Source organism: Halocalculus aciditolerans (assembly GCF_014647475.1).
Lineage (GTDB): Archaea > Halobacteriota > Halobacteria > Halobacteriales > Halobacteriaceae > Halocalculus > Halocalculus aciditolerans.
Genome location: NZ_BMPG01000006.1, coordinates 1 through 17,755 on the forward strand (window position 1 = coordinate 1; position 17,755 = coordinate 17,755).

A 17,755-nucleotide genomic window follows, 5' to 3' on the forward strand; every position below is an offset into this window, starting at 1 on the left:
TAAGGACCGTATCGGCATCATCCTCGAGCCGCTGAACAACTGGGCCGGTGTCTCGGAGGCGCTCGATGCCAAGCGGATCACCGTCGGTGGAACGCTCGGGCTGAACCCCTTGGAGATCCGCGAGACGCCCGAGCACGTCCAGCGAGCGATGGGTGAGGACGCGAGTCCGTTCAACGAGAAGCTCGATGACGCGATGAGCTTCCTTACCAACTTCTTCGCGTTGCGGGGCATCTCTCTGGGTGACCGCCGGACGACGTTGGAACTGGGTCTCAAGCGAGCGTACAAGCGCAACGGCATCACCGACGACATCTCGACGCACGGGAACCCGAGTCCGACGATTCGGGACATGATGGACGTCTTCGAGGAGATGGTCGACGAGCCCGAGGAATTCGTCGTCCGGTCCGATGAGGAGGCGGGGAAGATCAAAGAGGACGCGACGTGGCTGCTCGACCAGCTCCGGCCCTTCGAGGAGGGCGGTCGGCACGCTAACCTCGGCCAACCCTCAGATTTCGACATCCGCGACGAGAAGGTCATCTATCTCGACCTCGCCCAGCAGGAAGGGAGCGTCGACAGTAGCACGGCGCTGACGATGCAGCTACTCATCTCGTTGGTCTACGAGCGGGCGAAAGTCTCGGAGAAGGAGGTCGTGTTCTACATTGACGAAGCGCGGTACATCATGCAGGACGCCGCAAGCCTGGCGTTCCTCGAGACGGTCTTCCGCCACCACCGCCATCACGACCTCTCGATCCGGCTGGTCACACAGACCGTTGACGAGTTCTTCGAACACGCCGAATCCGAGGCGATTCTGGACCAGTGTGCGGTCAAGCAGTTCCACCGCCTCGACGGGATGGACGAGGAGTGGGCTGACGAGTTCGGGCTGAACTACGCACAGATGCGGTTCGTCCAGGATGCTGTGCCAGGCAACGAGGACGCCGGCTTCTCCGAGGCGCTCGTTGGCGTCGACGGCGAGTGGCGCGGCATCCAGGTCAAAGCAATGCCCAAAGAGAAGCAGGTCATCGACTTCGACCCAACCTCCCAAGTTCGCTCCTCGCTACCCGGCGCCGGCGACAGCGCCGTCGATACTGAGATGTTGGAGTTCCAGGAAGAGCTCGAACACCGAGCAACGAACGGAACGAACGAAACGAGCGCACCGAACGAGGAACCAGACGCCGTCGAAGCTGAGCCAGACGGCGGGTCGATGGAGGAGACCAACGATGGCTGAGTACCTGCGCGTTACGCCGACATCCGAGCGGCTTGACCCGGAGAGTATCCCCCGAGTCCTCGATAGCCTCCACAAACTGACCACGCCCGGCTCGTCGGGCCTCGGGGAGAAGCTGAACCCGCTCCACAGTGAGACACCACCCCGATTCGAGTTCCTCGCAATCAGTGATGGCCCGGACGACCCGGTGGAGTTCTTCTACGGGGCCGATGCGCACCTCGATACGCTTGAGAAGCGCCTCCGTTCCATCTATCCGGCCACGTTCGACATCGAGCGCGTCGACGTCGACGTTGCCGCTCGGCTCATTCAGCCAGTTGAGTTCACACCGCAGGAATTCGTCGACCACTACGAGGCCGGGCGGCTGCAGTACGAGTTTGGTCCGGCAGAACAGTACGTCATCGTCGACGAGGAATCAGTGGACTCCGAGTCAGCCGAAGCAGACCCCGTTGTCGACGGCGGTACGGCAGCCACGAAAGTCCCCGATCATCACGTGACTGTTGGGGACTCAGCCCTAGAACTAGCGCCGCCCGATGCACTTCCAGACGACGAGGAAGAGAGACGGGCCATCGAGAAGCCGACGATGACACCGGCGGGAACGATTCTGGCTCGCCCGGCACAAGACGCTGTCTCGCCGCTCGGTGTCCGGTGGTGTGGCTCCGCGTCACGGAAGCAGGACTGGATGACCTCGCTGACGCCGTTCACGGCAGAGGAAACTGACGGCGACCTCTCGTCCGTCGACGAACCCGGCGCGGCGCTGGCGTCGCTGATCGACCACCTGATGGAGGCGACAGCGCCGACCGCGTTCCAAGTGGTCTTCCAACGGCGTGCCAGCTGGCAGTCCGACGCGGAGGTGCGGAAAGAGGACCTCGTCGACGGCCGCGACACGTTCTTCCAGGAGGTCGTCGGGTCGTTGCTCGAGGTCGAGGACCAGCGGAGCGACCAAAACGAACCGCAGATTAGTGAATCCGTCGAGAAGCGGATCGAGTACATCGACGCGAAGAACGCCAAACGGTCGTTCACGGTCAACATCCGGGCCGTCGGCGTCCCTACCGACGACACCCGCGACGACCTCGATGGCCGGATGGACTCGCTCCTCCCCGTATTCGACCCGCTTGATGGGCCGTTCTACGAGGTCGAGGGGCAACGCCTCCGGGACAGCGGCTTCCGTGAGAAAACGAAGGAAAAGAAGGCACGGGCCGCTCTTCAGCGCCTCCTCAACCGCGAGCTGACGACGGGGAGGGGGAAGACCCGACCCGAGCTGGTCCTCTGTGGGACGGAGCTCGCGAACTTCGTCCTCGTCCCCTCCTCCGAACAGTTGACCGTCGAAGGGACGCGGGGGACCAGGGCCGAACAGCAGAGTCGGAATCCGCTCCCGTGGCCGAACCCGGATCTGATCCAGCAGTTCCAAGACGGGATGGCCATTGGCTACGCGCTCGACGAAAACGGTGAACCACGGCCGGACCCGATCCGGATCCCGCCGGACCTGTTGCCCACGCATTACGGGCGGTTCGCGTCGACTGGTGGCGGGAAGTCGAAGGCCATCATCAACGACGCCCTTTCGCTCCGCGAGACGACGGGTGGCCCCGTCGTCCTCGTCGATCCGAAGGGCGACGGGATGTGTGAGAACTACCTGCGCTGCCACTACGAGCGGTTCGGTGGCCTCGACGACGTCTACCACTTCCGCGTCCCGGAGACCATCCCCGCGTTCTCCTTCTTCGACATCCGGCCCGCGCTCGAAGCCGGTCGCAACCGTGAGGACGCGATTCAGGACAAGGTCGACCACTTCCACGACATCCTCCGGATGATTATGGGCCGCGAGCAGTACGGCCAGGCGTTCGTCGCGAACGAGATTCTGAGCTACCTGATCAAGGCGCTGTTCGACGAGGAGTACGGGAGCGACGTGTTCGGGCTGGACGATCTCTTCGCTGCTGCCCTCCGGATGCAGCGCGACCAGACGATTCCCCCGGTTTCTGCGGATAACCAGAACATCGAGGAATCGCTGACGCGCCACTTCGCGAAGGACAACCACCAGTTCCAGGTGTCGATGGACGCCGTCGGGAACCGCCTCGACAAGCTCAAAGAGGACGCGCATCTCCGGCGGATCTTCAGCCACGTCCCCGAGCAGAACGACGCCGGGGAGTACGTCGACAACCGCTTCGACTTCCGCGAGTTCCTCGATGAAGACGCTACCATCATCTTCGACCTCGGCGACCTTCGGCCGGAGGCACAGCGGGCGATCACACTCCTGCTGTTGAGCAACCTCTGGGACGCCGTGCAGGTGCGCCGTCGCGATGGCCAGACCGACTACGAGAAGCTCACGAACCTCATCATCGAGGAGGCGGCGCCGGTCGCGTCGACGAAACTGGTCTCCGAGCAGCTACTGCCCCAAGGCCGGTCGTTCGGCCTGAGTATGGGGCTCGTGATGCAGTTCCCTGAACAGGTGCGGAACCGGAACGAGCGAGCTTATGACGAGGTGCTGAACAACATCAAGACGAAGCTCATCGGGAACATCTCGATCGAGCGCGACCTCGCGGAGTCGCTTGCCCACGAGGACCTCAGCCCGACCGAACTCCGCAACCGAATCAACACGCTCCCAAGTGGCGAGTGGATCGCGCAACTCCCGAGTCCGTCGTTCGGGGAGACTGGTCCGCCGCCGTTTTCGCTGAAGCCGCTGCCGATTGCGCCGGGGCATCCAGAAAGCGATCAGCCGCTCACAGAGCCCCAGGAAGACCATTTCGAGTCCGTGTCCCGGCCACGGATGGTCGAGCGGACACAGGCCCAGTACGGGCTGACAGAGCCGACTGAGTCGACCACTTCCCCAGAGGAGACTGGCTGGGGGAGTTCGGGGGGTGAGACGACGGGCTCGGCTGCCGACGGCGATGCAGCGATCGACCCGACGCAATCCGCGTTCATCAGCAAATCGACGACCGAGGACGCATCGACGTCGACTACCCAGCCCGAGACGGACAGCGACCCACATGGAGACGAGGCAGCGATGAGCCCCCTGTTCGGACAGGCCGCCGAGACGGACGAGGAGTCAGAAGATAACCAAGGAGCGCAGCCGGAGAACGGGGCAACGCCCGTCCAGGAAAGCAGCGTACCCGTTCCCGATGACGAACTCCGCCAACGCGGGCTCAGTCGAGACGACGTCCGGTTCCTGAATCGGGTCCTCGACGTGATGAACCGAGAGGACGACGAGTACACACTACTGGACAGGATGAGCCAGCTTCGGGACGAATACGACGACCTCCATATGGAGCAGCTCACGGAACAGAACCTCCTGGAAGCGGACTCCGCGGCGGGGCGCAAGTACTACACCGTCCTCCCGGACGGTCGAGACCTCCTCGGGAGAGAATTGAAGGCGGGACCAGGAGCGGGCGATCTCGGCGAGAAAACGCCACACAAGGTTGGCGTCCGGCTCCTCGAGCTCTGGCTCCAGCAGCGGGACGACGTGGTTCGCGTGGAACCGTACTACGAAACCGACGACGGCACGGTACTGGACGTGGCCGGCTTCGACGCGGACGGCGATCTCGTCTGGGCCGGCGAAGCAGAGCTCGCGAGTAACAATCGGCACGCCCCGGTCGAGGATTACGACAAACTCAGCGCGGTGGATGCCGACGCGATCTGGGCCTTCAACAATCGCGAGACGGCGCTCGACGTCCTGGATAGCCTTGCCGACGCGGATCGGATCGACGAGCGGGTCAGCGGCCGGGCGGCACGGTCGTTCGCGACCATCAGAGACGCCGTCGACGACTTCGATGCTGCGGGCCTGACCACCGTTCGGGGCTTCAAAAATCTCGATCAAGAACTCAACCAATGACTTGGAGAGAGGCGACCCGCGAGGAGCTTTACGCCTACTACGCCGAGGAGTTCCCCCGCTATCTGGACGATTTGCCGGAATTCATCACGGCGACCGGCCCGAAACAGTACGCCGTCGCCTTCCGAGAGCCCCACCCAGTGCGCAAAGACGAGGTGCCGGACAAGGACTTCATCCGGCGGGATACGTGGCAAACAGATGCGTCGGGCGACCGAACGACGCCCGAGTTCGACGACTTCGAGGATGTCGTTGAGTTCATTCGGCATCCAGCGCGCAACGACCCGCTGGGGCGGAGCGAGTTCGCGCTTGCTGATCCGGAGGTGCTGGAGAAACCGGACCCACGGCCCGACGCCGTCTACTACGCGCTGGATCACTGGGAACGACCCTGGGTCCTCCTCGTCGACATCGACGCCAAAGAGATCGCCCGAGACCGAGCGGACGAGATGGCCTCGGAGGCCGTCGCTGACCGGGACGACGATGCGCTCCTCGACGCTGCGGGTATCCTCGACGCCGCTCCCGAGGGGTATCCGTACGCCTTCGAAGATGTCGACCGCGCCATCGAATACGGGTTCGAGGTGCGCGACATCTTCGAGGACGATTTCGACGCCGAGGAGACGATGGTCGTCTACAGCGGGCAGGGTGTCCACGTCTACCTGCTGGATACCGACCCGGCGCACCGATACGACGAGCAGAGTCGCGAGGTGTTGAACGACCTCCTTCTCGAGACGTACGACATCCCGATCGATCCCGTCGTGACGGCCGACCGCCGGCGGGTCGCTCGCCTGCCCTATTCGCTCCACGCCGACGTCTGTAGCATCGTTCAACCAATCGAGAGCCCTGCGTTCGACGTTCGATCGGCGACGCCGGAGGTGATCGACGAATGAGTCCGAGTACGCCCACCGACGACGAGGATATGGCGTATCGGGTTGCGGCACTCCCGCTGGAGTACGGTGAAACCCGCATCAACCAGCTGTTTACGCGTGGCTACAACCGATACGTCGTCGACGGCGAGGACCAACCCGAGGACCTCGTGAACGACGTCGAGCGGTTCGGGACGGCGGCGTTCAAAGAGCAGGTTCGTGCCGACGCCGCTGAGGAGCCGTTCGTCGACGAGCCGGGGACGCTTGCCGTGCTCGCGACGCTGAGCGCGGTCTGTGTGAAAGAGCACCCGAAGTTCGAGCACGCCTCGCCACGGAACATCCAGGTACTCTACGACATCCGAGAGCTGTACGTCAACAATCTTGCCTCACTCATCCGCGCCCACGGCGATGGGTCGCTCCAACAGGACATCGCAGACGTGCTGTACAACAAGGAGCCCGGTGAAGATGGCCCGCATCCGGGTCGGGTCTGTACGGGCATCACAGAGATGCCGGAGTTCGGGGATGGCCTGTACCTCGAAATCCCGATGGCGGCGGCGTCACGCAAATGTCTCGTTCGAGCGGAGGGCGAGTCATCGACGGGGAGTGACGATGGCGGGGAGATACTGACGCGAGTGAAGGACAACAACCTGTACGTCCCGGTCGGTGATTTCGACAGCAAGTATCGGGACTACGCTGAGCGGGCATTCAAGAAGCTCCTGCGGGTGCAAGAAGACGGACTCTCCGACGACCAGCTATCGTGGCTGACCACGAACGAGTCGGCGATTACGGAGCGGATCGACCACTTCCTCGAGACCGGCCATCACGAGCGAATCTGGCGGAACTGGGACCGTGGGGAGCGGACGATCCGAGTCCTCCGGCGGGCCCTGAGTGACGCGCCCGACGACGTGGCGCAAAAGGGCGAGTTCCACACGGCGAAAGAGCTCTACCGAGCGGTCGAAGCGTACGACGCCGAGGATGAGTGGGAATCCTCTGTAACGGACTGGATATCGAGTCCGAGCAGTCTCGCGAAGACGCTGGCCGACCACGAGTCCCACTCGGCCGTCACGATCGATCGCGACGGGCGCGTCAATACGTACCGAATCGGGCGAGCCGGAACCGGCGCCGAACAGATCGAAGTGCGAGAGATCGAGGACCTCTTCGAACTCCCCTGTATGGCGAATATGGAGGAGCGGCTACACGAGAAGAAGCCCGTCCGGAAGGACCTCTACAACTTCGCGCGGATGGTAATGTGGCTCCCGCAGTATCAGGACAGCAGCCTCGACGAGATCGTCGCGGACCTCAAGGACGTCTTCTCTCGGTGGCCGTGGTACGACGAGCAGGAGACCGAGTACCAAGTCCGCTACGAGTTCTCGAACACGATCGACGGCGACACGCCGTTGCCGATGAACTGCGATAACGACGATCTGCAGCGCTACTGCATCGGCCAAGACCAGTGTCCCTACTCGATCTGGGGCAGTCTCCCGTTCCCGGATGAGATGTACGAGCAGGTTGAGGAGGAATCCGCCGGTCCCGCAGAGCAATTCTGACTAATGGTACCTGTCGAATCCCAATTTATTGGGCGTTCTCGGGGTTGGATCATCCGCTAGTTCGTTAAGTGTAGTTAACAGCTGTTCCCTGAATTACTCGACCTTAGAAAGCAGGTCAAGCATCTCCTGTTCGTACATTCCGTCGGTCGAGATATCGAACTCGGGTGGGTCGAAATCCAGTATCCCGGCGTCAAACCCCTCTGTAAGCTGTTCGTTCAACCGTTTCTCGCTTTCCGGATACACACCACCAATAGAGTAAAACACGTTCTCCTCAGCAAACCAGTCGATGTAGATCCCGCGGAAGTCCAAGTTTACCTCGTTCTCGATCTCCTCTTCTGCGTTCTCCGCAATCGCATTTAATGGAAGACTGAAGTAATACTCTGAGATTGAACCGGTGTTCCCAGTAGCGGGAGTCAAGGTGGTCTGTAAATCCCATTTCCAGCTGAAAGCTGTGGAAAGTCCATCTCCAATAACAGGGACCAGCCCTGCAAGAAACCCTCCACCTTCACTCACGGCTTTCCGGTGCCATTCTCCCCGGAATTCCAGCCGACCGTCCAAGACATCGTTCTCCATGAACTGTTCGAAGACATGTTCGGTAGTTGAATCTATATTTGAAACAGCTTCAGCCTCCTCTCCTTCTGTCCAGATCCCTTTCGTGTCTTCATCGTCGGTGGTGACACGAGCAGCCCAGATATGCTTGAGAGGTCTGACCCCATCGAACGGTGTGTCCTCTTCGATTGCGTCACGTACGGAAGTTCCGTGGAATGCATTCAAACCCCAGCTGGTTTTCTGAAGGTTCTCGATGTGTTTAGATTCCTCAAACTCGGGGAGTTCAGGATTGGTTGAAGACATCTCCCAACCATACGAATTCAGGTGATCTTCCGGTATCTTGGGCGGACGATCTGAGACGGAGTTTGCAGAAACAATCGTAGAAATAAACGGGGTTAGAGCAAGGGTGTAGCTAGAACGGATGAATTGTCTCCGTCTCATATTAGCTTGCTAGATTGGCTCGATTTTATGAGTATTGCTCAATCCATCTATTCCCTTACAACCTGATTGGCCTTCAATTTATCATCATCTGTATATTTTAGATTCGGTAACGAGGTGACTCCCCGTCGAGCAATTTTCAGCGCCTAACACGGCCAGAATCGAGAGAATCGGAGGTGTTCCACGACTCGAAGTGCCGATACGGCGGACCTCGAGGGACTCAGAATAGGTGAAGCGGCGACCCTAAGGAATCCAGATACGACCGAAATCGCCTTCGTTACCCCGCCGTCGAGCAATTTTTGAAATCACAGCATTACCTCGGAACTCGTCGAGGTAATTTCTACGCCCTCAAATCGGCCCGACGAGGTTCTTCTGCAATTTGAGTCCGTTATTCCGCCTTGCATATCGCGGATTTCGTCCAAAGAAAGAGGCGATATGCAGTGTGCGAAGGCCGCCGGCTCTCTCAGGCCGAGGGGCCATCACAGGGGTAGCGGAACTACGGAAGTATCAGATTTAGCGCATTGGTTGACAGGGTGCGTTTCGGTGGGGTCTGTTGCCCCCGCGAGGGGGTGGCGGGGCGCATCACGTGCCCCCGATAGACGATGGCTTCGGAACAACGCAGTAAGACACGAGCAGCGGATCACGCAGCAACTACCACTGACGGTGAGGCGCCGTGGGCGGACCTCGAGATGACGGTTCCGACCGACCGGAATCACGCGTCGGTCGTCGCGCTCGTGGAGTGTGCTCTCGTCGAACTCACGCACGAGGCCGTGGGCGCCGTCTTCGTCTCCCGGCAGGTCGGGCGGTCGACGCGGACGCAGTACGTCGCAGCCGACGACGTCGGCGAGCAGTTCCAGAAGCGGCACTTCGACGACCGGCTGGGCTGGCACGGGACCACCGTCCCTCGACGAACCGTTCGCGACGAGCTCATCACTCAGCTCACGCGGTCGGCATCAACGACGGCGGAGCGGTCAGGTGAAGAAGCAGCCAGCGAGCCAGATACCTTCGTCGTGAAGCCAGTTCGAGAACTGCGAACGCCGTAGCGGCTAGACTTAACCAACATTCCGAACCGATACCGGCACAGCGTTGGTTAACGTTGCGGTTGGATCCACTCCCTTGCCCCCACCCACCGCCCGACTCCTCGAGTGAGTGTATCCTGGCGGCCGGGCGATCCGAGGAGGTGCCGAATCTGTACGCCATGAGTTGTTTGTCGGCGCCGGAAGGCGTGCAGCGCGCAACAGCGTGCGCTGCGTGACTCACCATGCCTGGTCCCGATCCTCACGACGACACGAGTCGCGACTACGAACAGTTCGAGAAAGAACAGCTCGCCCAAGACCGCGACGCCATCGGCGTCGACACGGCGGACGTCGACGACTCGACGGCCCAACGCCTGGTCAACGACCTCGTCGACGCGGACGTCGTCACTCTGGTTCCTGAAGACCAGGTGCTGGTTCACGAGCCGAGCGGCACCACATTCGACTCGACGACGCAGCTGGCCGTCTTCCATCGTGGTTGGACGGCCGGCCGCGACGCCGACGGGGAGGACGAGTGATGCAGCAGACCCTCGTCGGCTGTGCGTTCTGCGACGCCCCGCCCGGTACCGAGACTGGCGAGGCCCACACCTGGGGGCAAGACGAGCGGGTCACCCACCCGATCTGCATCGACTGCGCGATCCAGACAGAGCCGGATCCCGACGAGCGCGATCACGTCGCCTGTGACGGCTGTGGGTTAGTCGTCGACACGCTCGCAGCACTCACCCGGTTCCGGGTCGAACTGGGGCACCTGGAAGGCCCGTTGCAGCTGTGCGCCCGCTGTAGTCCGGGTGGTCTCGCGACGTACTGGACGCGCGACCTCGAGGAGCATCTCGTCGCGACGCCGACAGAGTGACCCTAACACTCTTTACTGATTCGCTGTAAACTGTAATCAAGAACGAATCGTGTCACGCCCCTCAAACCGCGCCGACGGCGACATCGTCCAGGACTTCCTCTCGGTCGCGGACCTCCTCGAGGAGCCACAGCTCGCCCAGCTGTACGCGTACCTCACTCGGGAGGGGGAGGCGACCGTCCAGGACGTGATGGACGACCTCGAACTCGCCCAGGGGACGGCCTACAGCTACGTCAACCGGCTCGTCGATGCCGGCGTCGTCGACGTCACCGACGACGAGCAGCCACGCCGGTACGCCGCCCGTGAGATCGACCTGACCGTGACGACGGCCGCGGGCGACCGCGAGTACACGATCACGCCGGCGCTCATCGACGCCGTCGGCCGCCGCGAGACGGACGCCGACATCGACACCTACATCGACCGACATGGCGTCGCCGGCCTCGCGACCGCGCTCACCTACGCTATCGCCCGCGAACGCGGTGAGGTGACCCACCGGCTGATGGCGGAAGATCTGGACATCTCGCCGCTGGCGGCGGAGATGATTCTGCAGGCGCTCCGGCCCGTCGTCCATGAACACTACGACATCGAGGAGTCAGGGACGGGACTCGACGAGTTGGATATCGACAACGGCGACGCGGCTGACGACGCGTGAGCCGGCTCCACATCGCCGACACCGGCCTGTTCGTCGCGATGGGACAGCCGTCGAACAGCCGCTATCAGGCTGTTCGCCGATTCGCTCGCCGGAACGACGTCACCTTCGTCCTGCCCGAACGGGTGTACGAGGAGCTGACCGTCGACGATCCCGACGTCGAGGCGCCACCTATCGACGCTGCGATCGAGGAGGGCTGGGCGACGGTTGCGGCGCCGCTCGAGTTCTCCGAACCGATTGTCTCGCGTGTGATGGACGGCGTCCAGCGGTACATCGCGAACGCCGACGACCGCCCTGCCGACGAGGTCGAACGTGCCGACGCCGCCCTCGCCGCCCTCGCTGCCCAGTATCTCAGCGCGGGGTCGGCGACCGAGGTGTACATCTCACGACCGATATCGCGGCCGGCGAGGGGGCCGAAACCGTGCTCGCGAGTGAGGGGTACGGTGACTCGATGACGTTCGTGAACGGGTTCCGGTTCATCGAGGACCTAGTCGCCAGCGACAGCTGACGCTATTCGGGGTCGAGGTCACGAGCGTCGAGGTCGCCGGCGAGATACTGCTCTCCCGTTCGCGTGATATCGTAGACGCCGTTGCCGAGGTGGACGAGGAGGCCGTATTCGACCAGCGTCTTGCAGCGGGCATTGATGTGTTGGCGGGAGAAGCGAACTCGATCGCTGTCTGCCATTTCCTTTGGGGTATCGGGGCCGGCTTCAGACAGATGCTCTAGAATGCGGTCATCAGCGCGAGACATCCAGTCGGCGTCAAAGCGCATAATCGCTTGTGGTTGCGCCGACGCTATCCCGAACGCGCTAAGTCAACCAGAAAATCTTCAAGCAACTACAATTGACTCATTGGTCTTTAAATGCCGGCCGTCCTAAGCGTCGAGCGTTGAGATGAATTGCTCTTCAAGGACGGGACCTGGGGCATCGCCGAACCTCGTCGTCGAGATTATCGAGACGCTCGAAGCGTGTGGGTTGGATCGGGACGAGTACCAGCTGTACGACGCTGTCGACGTCGAAGCACTCGAGCAGATCTTGAACTCGTCGGATGGAAACGTGGAAGTACAGTTCACGGTGGAAGGAATCCGCCTTGCGGTGACACCAGAGAGCGTCGACGTCCTGATCGACGACGAAGACTCGAATTCTACGGAGCAGTAGCTAGATCGCGGTCAACATCGGGAATGGCACCCGAAAGCCCTCGGCCGCTCGACGCCCGCGACCGCCGCTGCGCGCCTCGTACCTGCGGTGCTTGCGGGGTCGGGGGACGGCCGAGGCGGCCTCGCCCTTTCTGAGTCCACCAGGGCGGTGGATGGCTGGCCGAGCGACGTGGCCGGCTGGCCAGGTGTGTACGTACCGGCCCGCCCCGCTCGCCGCTGCCGCCCTCCGCGTCGCTCGCGACCGACCATTCCGGGCGTGCGGGCGCTCTCCGCACCGCCCGCGCCCGTTCCGGGCTAAAATGAATCTGGTCTCGACGCCAGCGGGTAAGCGCGAGGGGTTGCGCGGCGTAGCTGCTCACCCCCCACGCTTACTCCGCTGGCCGCTCGCTCCGGGCGGGTCGGCGCGCGGTCCTGGTTGGGGCCACCTCATGCAGGCGCGCTCTCGCTCGCGCCCGGTAGGGCGCTCGCGAAGGCGCGAGCGAGAGCGCGCAGATGGTTCTGTCGGTCGTTGTCGCCGGAAAACCGCGATGTAGTAGCATCGCGGTGTCGGCGCGTGAGCGCCTTCGGTCTTTGGTGAGACCAATGTCAAGTAACAGCTCTAGTAGCAAGGTCGTTACGGTGGATGAACAGGCATTCGAGAAAGCGGGCGGTCAGGCGGTCGATGAAGACGGCTTCCCGGTCGTCGACGAGACGCCGGAGTTCGAGGCGGCGGTCGAGCAGGAGACGCAGGCCAAGGTGGATGCGAACCACCCGGACGGGATCGCAGACACGAGCAAGGACCGGATTCACGGTGTCACCCTCGAACAGGAAGAGCGCATTCAGGCGCGGGAAGCCGAACTGGAGCGCATCAGTGCCCAGGCCGAGCTGGGAACGCAGGAGGGTCGCGAGCAGCGCACGCGAGAGGCCGTCAGCGAGCAGTGTGGTCGTGACGAGCCGGCGCCGACGGAGCGCACGGATCCCCGAGAGAGGCTGACGCAAGAGGAACTCGCGGAGGTCAACAAGCAAGCGATGCGGATCAGCGACGAAGTGAAGGGCGGCTGGTCGAGAGCGGTCGTCGCGAAGCAGCTGGCCGAGAAGGTGCAGCGCGGGCGGGACGTCACGAAGGCGGTGCTGGAAACCCTCGAAGAACTGAAGGCGGCGCCGGGGGCAATCGTGCCCATCGCGGACGTGCCGGACGTCCCGGTCGGCGAGGTGACGGTCGAAGGCGAGATAATCGAACTCTGGTCTCCCAGTAGTAGCGCGATTCAGCAAGTTGGGCTGATAGCGGATGATAGCGGGAAAATCAAGTTCACCTGCTGGGAGAAATCCGGGCAGACGGTCGTGAGCGAAGGTGAGACGGTCCGGTTCCGGGCCGTCAAGAAGAACTGGTACCAGGGGCGGTGCAGCATCGCCATTACGGGCTGGAGCAGGATCGAATTCCCAGAGCGCGGTCGGTGGTGGGAAGAGTAGGCGAGCGCGACGCCGTTCTTTTTTGCTGTGTGCCGGACCAACCCTAACCCCGCCGCCCCACCCTCCGCTCCGTGCTCGCTCCTAACGTCGCTGCGCGCGCAGCCACGACCTCGACAACGAATCACATGTCCCCCGGAGATCCAACGATTGAGCTGGCGACCGGAGTGGTACCATTTGACCCTCGTAAGAGAACTCAGAGAGTGATACCAAGATTAGTCATCAGAGCATTGGTTCGTAGTCTGGGAAAACGTTCTCTGCCTTTTTGTTGACGGCCTCTGGTGGTTTGACTGGTTTATTGTCGTGTGATACGTAGTATCGTCCTTCATCGAGCTTCTGAATATGGTAATTTTCCCCATCCGCCGTTTCGACCATGACTCGCACCTCTTGTTCTTCGACGGTGTCGGTGGTGCCTGGATTGAGATGGTGAGAGAAATTTGCTCTTTCAAAATACGGTTTCATCGTGGCTTGGACATCTTCTGGGAAGACATGTGCGCCGCTCACCAGAGTATACCTTCTTCCTCGTGCGTTCCGCATATCGGCTTCCTGGATAATGACTGGACTGTCGTAATCGTCTTTGGTTTTCTGCAGTTCGTACCCTAAGTTGTCGTCGTCTTCGAGTTCTGAAGGGGCGGTTTTTACGAATACCGAGTTGATTGTTGCACCGACCATAGCTGAGTCACGTTGTCAAAGATTTCAGAATCGGTGGGCATCAACGTTTGGACTGAAAATCCTCGCCAACTGTTTGCTCGAAACCAACAGAATCAGAGGCAAGGGTTGTTTAATGATGGTACTAAGGTCACTGACTACCCTCAAAGTAGGTACTCCAATAACCCAGTACTCTGTATTAGTCTCGGAATAGGATGTAATAGAATCAACGTCAAGGAGACAGCAGTCAATTTCAAGCACTGATCCAGTTTCGCCATTTTCTCGTCGTTTCTGGTCCGGTTCCCTTTGAAGAACATATCTGGGTCATCAGTTTCCTCGTTCCCCGTAATCACGGTGAGATACGATTTAACAAGTTCCCGACGAACTGGTTCCGGCGGATCATCGATGTACTGCAGATAGTCTTCGATATTGAGGCCCGGACTGTGGTAGTCTCGGACCCAGAGAGCAGTAATGCCATTGAAGACTGAAATCAGTGCGACGGCCATCGCCGCGTAGTGCATAATGTTCAGGTGGGAAAAGATGCTGACTACAGAGACGATGATTGCGTCGACTGTCAGTACGGTACCGATTTTGGATTCGACAGAGGTTCGCCGTTCTGCTTCTTCCTGGTATCGAAGCCGGATTTCTTCGAGGGCCAGCTGAGAAAGATCTACGTCATCGCTATTACGGTCCCCATCGCTGTTGCCGTCTTGCTGTTCGTCGCTACCCTCGTCGTTTGTCATTCAAAACTTTCTGCCGCACTCGTCACAGGTCCGGTCGCCGTCGCCTTTCGAGATGGTATTGAAGCTGGACTCGTCCTTGCATCGGGGGCATACAGGCATGGTTTTGTTGTTAGAAGGGTTCTCCGCAGTCGTCGCACGTTCGGTCGTCTTTCTCTTCTCCGTCCGCAAGCTGGGCGCTGTAGGTCAGTGCTCCGTCTTTACAGTCAGGGCACAACGGCATCGTTTTAGAACGTCTCCCCGCACTCGTCACACACCTGTTCTGCGTTCTGGATCAGGCCTTTCATCGCGTCATCTCGACAATCAGGGCAGAGAGGCATTCTTTGTACCGGGTAGTACCCATTTACAGTTAATAAGGATTTGGCGGCATCGGTCCCCCTGAAGGAGCTGCAGTCCCGCATAGAGTCTATTGTCCCCCTCAATGGGTGAGGGGCTCACTGTACTGGCGAGTTCCCCGATCACGGTGAGAACGATGGCAACCAGAGACATCTACGAAACTGGCTTCGACGAAGACGTCCGAACAGAATCGAGCACGAACCAATGCCCCGAATGTGACGGCCGAGTCACCACGAACGCGGTCGAAACAATCTGCGAAAACTGTGGGCTGGTCATCGACGAACAGCGCATCGATCACGGGCCGGAGTGGCGGGCGTACGACGACGAGGAGCGCGAGCGGACAGGCGCCCCACTTACTGCGGCTCGCCACGATCGCGGCCTGTCGACGGAAATCGGTCGCGGCACCGACGCGAAGGGGAACGAGATCTCGGGGCAGAAGCGACGGCGACTCGCGCGGATGCGCCGTGAGCAGACCCGTGGTCGCTGGCGGTCGAAAGCGGAACGGAATCTCGCCCACGGGCTGGGCGAAGTGCGCCGGCTGGCGAGCGCGCTCGAACTCTCCGATTCGGTCCGCGACCAGGCGTGTCAGCTCTTCCGGAGCGCCCAGAACGAGGATCTGCTTCGAGGCAGGTCCATCGAGGCTATCGCCGCGGCCAGCATCTACGGGGCATGTCGGTGCAACGGCCTCTCGTGGTTGGTGGATGACGTCAGCGAGATGGCCCGCGTTGCGGAGTCACGGGTCACGAACGGGTACAAGACGCTGAACGAAGAGCTGGGCCTCCCTGCCGAGCCCGTCTCCCCCAGCATGTTCGTGCCGCGCCTCGCTTCGGACCTCGAGTGTCCGGACGAAATCCGACAGCGGGCCCGAGCCCTCGCGGAACAGGCCGAGAAGCGCGGCGTCACGACGGGCGTCCATCCGGCCGGGTTCGCCGCGGCCTGCCTCTACAAGGCCGGTCGCGAAGAGGGTCGATGGCTGACGCAATCCGAGGCCGCGGACGTGGCGAACGCCTCGAAGGCGACTGTTCGGGCGCACCGGGATACGTTGGAGGAACAGGTCGCCTGAGACAGATCACTGTCTCTCCGACTGTACTACACATCGTTCTATCCACGCTACGATTTAAACACGAAGACGAGCGAAGTTCTCTGTAGACTACTCTGTAAGCTAGCCCACCTAAAGAGGCGGACTTTCACCATGGACTCCCGCTCTAACCGAATCCGGTACGGGTTTGATCCCGTTCGCGTTCAGCATCCCGGTGTTCAAGCGCACGCCTACGGGTGCGCCTCCTTCGCCGCCAGTTTGGTTGCGAAGGAGTCGATAGCCGATGTTCTTCGCTGCGTTGTAGTCCGCGTGGTTCTCGTATCCACAGGATTGACAGCGGAAGGTGTCCTGCGACGGGCGGTTGTCCTCGTGGGTGAAGCCACACGACGAGCACCGTCGGGACGTGTTCTTCGGGTTCACCTGCTCAACCTGAATCCCGCGTCCCTCGGCCTTATACGAGACGTACTCGTACAGACGATTGAATGCCCACTCGTGGAACTTGCGGGCGTCGGGCATCCGATCGCGGATATCCGTCAGGTCCTCGAAGGCGATTACCGTGCAACCACTCTCGCTCGCTTCAGCGATGATGTCGTTCGCGATACGGTGAAGATACTGCTCGAAGCGCCCCGTCTCCTTGCGTCCGACCGCTTGGACGTTCTCGTGGGCCCACCGCGAACCACACTCCTGCAGCGACTTGCGGCGCTGGACGTACTTCGTTCGCCAGTGGTTGAGTTCGTCGGCAGACCAGAATGCGCCAGTCGAGGTAACGGCGATGTTCTCGATCCCGAGGTCCACACCGAGAACCGTTCCGTTCTCGGCCGGTTTGGGATCGTCCACGTCCGCCTTTGTTCGGACGTGGAGGTAGAAGTCACCACGGCGATAGTGGAGTGTCGCGCCTGTCGTCTCCCATCGTTCAGAACGCAGGTACTTCGAGTGGGGCGTGTCACGGGTTTTGTCGGGCAAGACGTACTCGGCGGTGACACGCCCATCGACGGTAGACAACACGGCGTGGTCGTCATGGAACGTGGCGTTGCGCTGGTTGTATTCGCAGAACGACGAGGAGAACGTCGGAATCGAAGCGTACTCGCAGTTCTTCCACTCGGCGACGACGCTCTTGAGCGCGTCAACAGCACGGTTACGAGCCGATTGGACGTGGTTGCTGTGGAGTCGCGTCTGCTCGCGAACCTCGTCGTAGGTCATCTCATGCAGGACGGACGAACGGGTTTCAGCCCACTCTCCGTCCCACGCGGAGTCCACGACGTAATTGGCCGCCCACAGGAACTCGTCAATCGTCTCGTGGAGCAGGTCCGCCTGTTCGTCGGTCACGTCGAGTTTGACCGGGACAGTTCGACGGACCTCCATACAACTCACAACTCAATCTATGCTTAAATGTATTAATATGGTCAGGTGGGGGATGCTGCCCTCCAC

15 protein-coding genes and 2 pseudogenes are annotated in these 17,755 nt (G+C 61.2%); 12 read left to right on the forward strand and 5 right to left on the reverse strand.

The window, feature by feature from the left end; genetic code table 11:
* The 4 genes and pseudogenes from IEY26_RS15605 to IEY26_RS15620 all read left to right on the forward strand — a co-directional run.
* Window positions 1–1,222 (forward strand): annotated as a pseudogene (locus IEY26_RS15605) (VirB4 family type IV secretion system protein); the annotation flags it as partial.
* Window positions 1,215–5,039, forward strand: coding sequence for an ATP-binding protein (locus IEY26_RS15610; RefSeq protein ID WP_188980622.1), 3,825 nt, complete (start codon window positions 1,215–1,217; stop codon window positions 5,037–5,039). The pseudogene IEY26_RS15605 and the gene IEY26_RS15610, both read left to right, overlap by 8 nt.
* Window positions 5,036–5,920: a bifunctional DNA primase/polymerase gene (locus tag IEY26_RS15615; RefSeq protein WP_188980623.1), complete on the forward strand. Its 885-nt coding sequence runs from the start codon at window positions 5,036–5,038 to the stop codon at window positions 5,918–5,920. Before IEY26_RS15610 ends, IEY26_RS15615 begins: the two co-directional genes overlap by 4 nt.
* Entirely contained in the window at window positions 5,917–7,443 is a 1,527-nt protein-coding gene (locus tag IEY26_RS15620) for a primase-associated protein (protein WP_188980625.1), read from the forward strand. Before IEY26_RS15615 ends, IEY26_RS15620 begins: the two co-directional genes overlap by 4 nt.
* 93 nt (window positions 7,444–7,536) lie before the next feature.
* On the opposite strand, the gene IEY26_RS15625 is transcribed toward IEY26_RS15620, so the two are convergent.
* Window positions 7,537–8,433 (reverse strand): hypothetical protein, encoded by an 897-nt coding sequence (locus IEY26_RS15625; protein ID WP_188980627.1) that lies wholly within the window; start codon window positions 8,431–8,433, stop codon window positions 7,537–7,539.
* 599 nt (window positions 8,434–9,032) lie between these two features.
* Between IEY26_RS15625 and IEY26_RS15630 the strand changes: the two genes are divergently transcribed.
* The 5 genes and pseudogenes from IEY26_RS15630 to IEY26_RS15650 all read left to right on the forward strand — a co-directional run bounded on the left by IEY26_RS15630 (window position 9,033) and on the right by IEY26_RS15650 (window position 11,471).
* Window positions 9,033–9,473 carry a hypothetical protein gene (locus IEY26_RS15630; RefSeq protein ID WP_188980629.1) on the forward strand — a complete coding sequence of 147 codons (441 nt, stop codon included), beginning with the start codon at window positions 9,033–9,035 and terminating at the stop codon, window positions 9,471–9,473.
* 218 nt (window positions 9,474–9,691) lie between these two features.
* Window positions 9,692–9,982, forward strand: coding sequence for a hypothetical protein (locus tag IEY26_RS15635; RefSeq protein ID WP_188980631.1), 291 nt, complete (start codon window positions 9,692–9,694; stop codon window positions 9,980–9,982).
* On the forward strand, window positions 9,982–10,317 hold the full coding sequence (locus tag IEY26_RS15640; protein ID WP_188980634.1) for a DUF7558 family protein: 336 nt from the start codon (window positions 9,982–9,984) through the stop codon (window positions 10,315–10,317). The genes IEY26_RS15635 and IEY26_RS15640 overlap by 1 nt, the downstream gene beginning before the upstream one ends.
* A 49-nt stretch (window positions 10,318–10,366) precedes the next feature.
* Window positions 10,367–10,966 (forward strand): DUF7437 domain-containing protein, encoded by a 600-nt coding sequence (locus tag IEY26_RS15645; RefSeq protein WP_188980636.1) that lies wholly within the window; start codon window positions 10,367–10,369, stop codon window positions 10,964–10,966.
* Window positions 10,963–11,471, forward strand: a pseudogene (locus IEY26_RS15650) (hypothetical protein). Before IEY26_RS15645 ends, IEY26_RS15650 begins: the two are co-directional and overlap by 4 nt.
* Before the next feature lie 2 nt (window positions 11,472–11,473).
* Here the strand turns inward: IEY26_RS15650 and IEY26_RS15655 are convergent.
* A complete protein-coding gene (locus IEY26_RS15655) occupies window positions 11,474–11,734 on the reverse strand; it encodes a MarR family transcriptional regulator (RefSeq protein ID WP_007143097.1) in 261 nt (86 codons plus the stop codon).
* A 121-nt stretch (window positions 11,735–11,855) separates the two neighbouring features.
* Here IEY26_RS15655 and IEY26_RS15660 point away from each other — a divergent pair, with 121 nt between their 5' ends.
* Window positions 11,856–12,119: a HalOD1 output domain-containing protein gene (locus IEY26_RS15660; protein WP_188980637.1), complete on the forward strand. Its 264-nt coding sequence runs from the start codon at window positions 11,856–11,858 to the stop codon at window positions 12,117–12,119.
* Between the two features lie 581 nt (window positions 12,120–12,700).
* Window positions 12,701–13,567: a DNA-binding protein gene (locus IEY26_RS15665; protein ID WP_188980639.1), complete on the forward strand. Its 867-nt coding sequence runs from the start codon at window positions 12,701–12,703 to the stop codon at window positions 13,565–13,567.
* Window positions 13,568–13,786: 219 nt separating this feature from the next.
* Here the strand turns inward: IEY26_RS15665 and IEY26_RS15670 are convergent, their stop codons facing one another.
* Window positions 13,787–14,236 (reverse strand): hypothetical protein, encoded by a 450-nt coding sequence (locus tag IEY26_RS15670; RefSeq protein WP_138246888.1) that lies wholly within the window; start codon window positions 14,234–14,236, stop codon window positions 13,787–13,789.
* Window positions 14,237–14,376: 140 nt separating this feature from the next.
* Entirely contained in the window at window positions 14,377–14,955 is a 579-nt protein-coding gene (locus IEY26_RS15675) for a hypothetical protein (protein ID WP_188980641.1), read from the reverse strand.
* Between the two features lie 469 nt (window positions 14,956–15,424).
* Here IEY26_RS15675 and IEY26_RS15680 point away from each other — a divergent pair, with 469 nt between their 5' ends.
* Window positions 15,425–16,351: a transcription initiation factor IIB gene (locus IEY26_RS15680; protein ID WP_188980642.1), complete on the forward strand. Its 927-nt coding sequence runs from the start codon at window positions 15,425–15,427 to the stop codon at window positions 16,349–16,351.
* Window positions 16,352–16,459: 108 nt separating this feature from the next.
* Here IEY26_RS15680 and IEY26_RS15685 read toward each other — a convergent pair whose 3' ends face one another.
* Complete coding sequence (locus IEY26_RS15685; RefSeq protein WP_188980643.1) at window positions 16,460–17,689, reverse strand: RNA-guided endonuclease InsQ/TnpB family protein; 1,230 nt, start codon at window positions 17,687–17,689, stop codon at window positions 16,460–16,462.
* Between the last annotated feature and the right edge of the window lie 66 nt (window positions 17,690–17,755).

Bases quoted from the DNA above. Each gene is read 5' to 3' on its own strand.
- IEY26_RS15630 (WP_188980629.1), top strand. From the start codon at position 9,033: ATGGCTTCGGAACAACGCAGTAAGACACGAGCAGCGGATCACGCAGCA.
- IEY26_RS15670 (WP_138246888.1), bottom strand. From the start codon at position 14,236: ATGGTCGGTGCAACAATCAACTCGGTATTCGTAAAAACCGCCCCTTCA.
- IEY26_RS15635 (WP_188980631.1), top strand. From the start codon at position 9,692: ATGCCTGGTCCCGATCCTCACGACGACACGAGTCGCGACTACGAACAG.
- IEY26_RS15625 (WP_188980627.1), bottom strand. From the start codon at position 8,433: ATGAGACGGAGACAATTCATCCGTTCTAGCTACACCCTTGCTCTAACC.
- IEY26_RS15665 (WP_188980639.1), top strand. From the start codon at position 12,701: ATGTCAAGTAACAGCTCTAGTAGCAAGGTCGTTACGGTGGATGAACAG.
- IEY26_RS15660 (WP_188980637.1), top strand. From the start codon at position 11,856: ATGAATTGCTCTTCAAGGACGGGACCTGGGGCATCGCCGAACCTCGTC.
- IEY26_RS15680 (WP_188980642.1), top strand. From the start codon at position 15,425: ATGGCAACCAGAGACATCTACGAAACTGGCTTCGACGAAGACGTCCGA.
- IEY26_RS15620 (WP_188980625.1), top strand. From the start codon at position 5,917: ATGAGTCCGAGTACGCCCACCGACGACGAGGATATGGCGTATCGGGTT.
- IEY26_RS15615 (WP_188980623.1), top strand. From the start codon at position 5,036: ATGACTTGGAGAGAGGCGACCCGCGAGGAGCTTTACGCCTACTACGCC.
- IEY26_RS15655 (WP_007143097.1), bottom strand. From the start codon at position 11,734: ATGCGCTTTGACGCCGACTGGATGTCTCGCGCTGATGACCGCATTCTA.
- IEY26_RS15640 (WP_188980634.1), top strand. From the start codon at position 9,982: ATGCAGCAGACCCTCGTCGGCTGTGCGTTCTGCGACGCCCCGCCCGGT.
- IEY26_RS15610 (WP_188980622.1), top strand. From the start codon at position 1,215: ATGGCTGAGTACCTGCGCGTTACGCCGACATCCGAGCGGCTTGACCCG.
- IEY26_RS15685 (WP_188980643.1), bottom strand. From the start codon at position 17,689: ATGGAGGTCCGTCGAACTGTCCCGGTCAAACTCGACGTGACCGACGAA.
- IEY26_RS15675 (WP_188980641.1), bottom strand. From the start codon at position 14,955: ATGACAAACGACGAGGGTAGCGACGAACAGCAAGACGGCAACAGCGAT.